Origin of the sequence: Stenotrophomonas sp., assembly GCF_036662295.1 — a bacterium.
Classification (GTDB): Bacteria; Pseudomonadota; Gammaproteobacteria; order Xanthomonadales; family Xanthomonadaceae; genus Stenotrophomonas.
Window position 1 is genome coordinate 1 of record NZ_JAVWXA010000126.1, and the last position, 4,423, is coordinate 4,423.

Here is a 4,423-nt window from a genome sequence, read left to right on the forward strand (position 1 = left end):
TCGCTGACCAGCCTGGTCGGGCCGACCGCACAAGGGCTGCTGGGCGGCGATGGCTACTTGCGCAACGGCAACCTGGCCGTGAGCAGCGCCAACGTGATGCAGACCTACTCGGTGACCAACGTGCTCGGCCTGCCCGTGGTGAACCTGACCCCGGCAGGCACCCTGCTCAACGGGCTCGGCGGGGCCACCACCGGTGGCAGCTCGCACCTGACCCTGATCGGCGGCGTCACCTCCGACAGCTACATCTACAACATCAACAACGGCAACCCGAACGGTCTGCTGGGGCTGGTGCTGCCCGACCAGGCGCCGGGCTGGTCAAACAAATGCGTGGACCTGCTGGTGGCCAGCATCGACTGCTGGGCGGTCAACGCCGCGCAGGACTACCAGGTGCTGGTGGGCGATGGAGCCTATGCGAACGGATCGCGCGAAGTGGTGATCGGCGCCAACGCGCGGCACGCGCTGGCACCGGTGGATGCCAACGTGGCCTTCCCGGGGGCCGGGCTGAACGATCCGGGCGACCCGACCGGCGTGCCCACGGCCGACTATGCCGCGCGCATGGGCCATTCGGTGGTGGTGGGCGACAGCGCCAACGGCACCGCCAACGGCCAGGTGTTGGTGGGCGCCGAGGCCTCCTCCACCCAGGCCAACAGCGTGGCGCTGGGCTACCGCAGCGTGGCCAACCGCGGCGCGCAGGCCAGCTACGGCGCCTACGGGCTGACCACCGCGCAGGTCTCGGCCGGTGAAGTCTCGGTGGGCTTTGCCGGCGGCGAGCGCCAGCTCACCAACGTGGCGGCCGGCAGTGCGCCCACCGACGCGGTGAACGTGCGCCAGCTGCAGGGCGCGATCAACCAGATCGACGCACTGGATGTGTTCGCGGTGACCTACGACGATGACGGTGCCGGCGGTGCCGATTACCGCCGCATCACCCTGGGCGGCGGCACCGGCACCACCACGCTGGCCAACCTGGCCCCGGGGGCGATCGGGGCAGGCAGCACCGAGGCGATCAACGGCGCGCAGCTGTTTTCCAGCAACCAGGCCATCGTGGATTACTTTGGCGGGCTGACCGCCTTCGACCCGGCCACCGGCGCATGGACCGCGCCGAGCTTTGCCATCACCACCGTGTCCGATGGCGGCGCGATCGCCCAGGGCGTGTATGACAACGCCACCGATGCGTTCTCGGCGGTGGACGGCTCGCTGGTCAACCTCAATACGCAGATCACCGACATCCGCAACGGCGTCGGCAGCAAGTACCTCAAGGTGAACTCGATCGGGCTGGCCGCGGCGGCAGCGGGCACCGACAGCATTGCCGTGGGCATGGGCGCCACCGCCACGGCCGTCAACGCCATCGCCGTGGGCGCCGGCGCGGTGGCCGACCGCGACGGCACGGTTTCGGTGGGGGCGGCGGGCAGCGAGCGCCAGGTGGTCAACGTGGCCGCCGGCACCCTGGCCACCGATGCGGTCAACGTGGGCCAGATGCTGGCTTCCGAGGCCGGCGCGCTGCGCTACGACGACAACCCCGATGGCAGCATCAACTACGCCAGCGCCACGCTGGGCAACGGCACCGGCACCACCACCCTGCGCAACCTGCGCGCCGGCGCGGTGAGCGCGGCCAGCACCGAGGCGATCAACGGTGCCCAGCTGTTCGACGCCAGCCAGGCGCTGGCCAGCCACCTCGGCGGCGGTGCCACGGTGGACGCCAACGGGGTGATCAGCGCGCCCACCTACACCATCAACGCGGTGTCCAGCACCGGCCAGGTCACCCCGGGCGACTACACCGACGTGGGCAGCGCCTTCGATGCGGTGAGCCTGTCGCTGGCCAACGTGGCCGACCAGACCGACGCGGTGGACAAGCTGGCGGTGAAGTACGACGTGGACGCCAGCGGCAATGCCACCGACACCGTCACCCTGGGCGGTACCGGCGGCGGGGCGGCGGTGGCGCTGACCAACCTGGCCGACGGCAGCCTGCTGGCCGGCAGCCGCGATGCGGTCACCGGCGGCCAGCTGTTCCAGACCCACAACGCCATCATCGGCTACTTCGGCGGCACCACCCGCTTCGATCCCGGCACCTCGATCTGGACCGCGCCGACCTTCCGCATTTCCACCATCGCCACCGACGGCAGCGTGCTGGGCAACGACTACAGCAACGTCACCGTGGCCTTTGCCGCCGTGGATGATTCGCTGCTGACCCTCAACACCCGGATCAACCAGATCCAGCCGGGGGCGGGCAGCCCGTTCGTGCAGGTCAATTCAGCCAAGGCCGCCGCCAGCGCCAGCGGTGCCAACAGCATCGCGATCGGGCCGGTGGCCTCGGCCAGCGGCAGCGGCAGCACCGCGATCGGCGATGGTGCGCAGGCCAGTGCCGACAACAGCGTGGCGCTCGGCAGCGGCGCGGTGGCCAGCGTGGGTGCGCAGACCGGCTACACCGGCGCGTTCGGTGCGGCCGGTGGCAGCAGTTCGGTGGGTGAGGTGTCGGTGGGCAGCACCGGTGCGGAGCGCAAGGTCACCCATGTGGCCGACGGCTCGGACCGCTACGACGCGGTCAACGTGGGCCAGCTGCAGAACGGGGTGGACTACGCCATCGACCAGTCCAAGGCGTACACCGATACGCAGATCAACAACATCAACAACGGCACCTCGGGCATGTTCCAGGTGAACAACAGCAACAACCTGGCCGCGCCCGCGGCGACCGGCGCCAACTCGGCCGCCGGTGGCGTGGGGGCCAGTGCGGCCGGCGCCAACAGCACCGCGCTGGGCAACGGTTCCACCGCGCAGGGCAACAACGCGGTGGCACTGGGTGCCGGCTCGGTGGCCAGCCGCGACAACACGGTGTCGGTGGGCAGTGCCGGTGCCGAGCGCCAGATCACCAATGTGGGCGATGGCAGCGCAGCCACCGACGCGGTCAACGTGCGCCAGTTGCAGGCGTCCCAGCAGGGCACGATCCGCTACGACACCACGGTCAACGGCACCACCAACCTCAACAGCGTCACCCTGGGCAGCACCAGCAGCGGGCCGACCACGGTGCGCAACGTCGCCGCCGGCACCGCCGGCACCGATGCGGTCAACGTGGACCAGTTGCGGGCGGGCATGAACCAGAGCCTGGACTGGTCCAAGGCCTACACCGATGAACGCTTTGATTCGTTCGACCGCAACCTGCGCCGCACCGACGACCGTGCCTCGGCCGGCGTGGCCGCCGCGATGGCGGTCGCCGGGCTGCCGCAGCCCTACGAGGCCGGGCGCAGCATGGCCGCGGTGGCGGCGGGCAGCTACAACGGCGAATCCGGGGTGGCCGTGGGCATCTCCGGGGTGTCCGAAGGGGGGCGCTGGATCTACAAGGTGGCCGGCACCACCAACAGCCGCGGCGAAGGCGGTGTGTCGGTGGGCGCGGGCATCCAGTGGTGATGGCCTGACCCGCACCTGCCGCGACCCGTCCCGGTGCGCGCCAGCGGCCACACCGGGGCTCCCGCCTGGAAGCACGCACAAGGAAGACGCCATGTCCGCCCGAACCCCATCCCCCGGCACCACCCCGTTGCTGCGTTCGTTGTCGATGTGCCTGACCGTCCTGCTGTTCACCGCCTGCGCGAGCACCGGCCGCCACAAGGAAGCGGCGCCGGCGCCCGCCACCGGGCCCGGGGCGGACAGTGCCATTGCCTTTCCGGACCCGGCCCGGGCCAGCCTCAAGGAGGGCCTGTTCGTGGACCTGGACAACCTGCGCCTGTTCGCGCGTGGCATGAGCAAGCGCCAGCTCTACACGTTGCTGGGCACGCCGCATTTCGGCGAGGGTATGTGGGGCGTGCGCGAGTGGAACTACCTGTTCAACTTCCGCAGCAGCCCCAACGGCGACTACTTCACCTGCCAGTTCCAGGTGCATTTCGATGGCAAGGGCATTGCCCAGGCCGGCTATTGGAAGCCCCAGGCCTGCGCGGCGCTGCTGCAGCCCCCGGCGCCGCCCGCGCCCGCGCCGCCGCCGGCGCCGATGCCCGAGCAGCCGCTGCGGTTGTCGGCCGATGCGTTGTTCGGCTTCGACAGCGCCCATCTCACCGAGGAAGGACAGCGCAGCGTGGCCGCGGTGCTGGCACAGGTGCGCAGTGCCAGCCAGGTGCAGGCCATCCAGGTGTTGGGCTATACCGATCGCATCGGCAGTGACAGCTACAACCAGGTGCTGTCGCAGCGGCGCGCGCAGGCCGTGCGCGAGGCGCTGGTGCAGGGCGGCGTGCCGGCGGCGGCGATCACCGCCGAAGGCCGCGGCAAGGCCGACCCGCTGGTGCAATGCACGCAGGACACGCGCGAGGCGGTCATCGCCTGCCTGGCCCCGAACCGGCGCGTCGAGATTTCCGGGGTGGCGGGGGCCCGGGGGGTGCGGGGGCGGGGGGGGGTGCCCCACCGGCGCCCCGGGGGGGGGCCCCCCCCCCCGCCCCGGGGGCGG

At 71.2% G+C, this 4,423-nt stretch carries 1 protein-coding gene and 1 pseudogene; both read left to right on the top strand.

Annotation, left to right across the window (positions count from 1 at the left end; translation table 11 throughout):
- Positions 1–3,399: YadA-like family protein (locus RSA25_RS17295; RefSeq protein ID WP_332810071.1), on the top strand; the 3,399-nt coding region annotated here is incomplete at its 5' end.
- A gap of 145 nt (positions 3,400–3,544) precedes the next feature.
- Positions 3,545–4,351: pseudogene (locus tag RSA25_RS17300) on the top strand (OmpA family protein); the annotation flags it as partial.
- Positions 4,352–4,423: the final 72 nt, after the last annotated feature.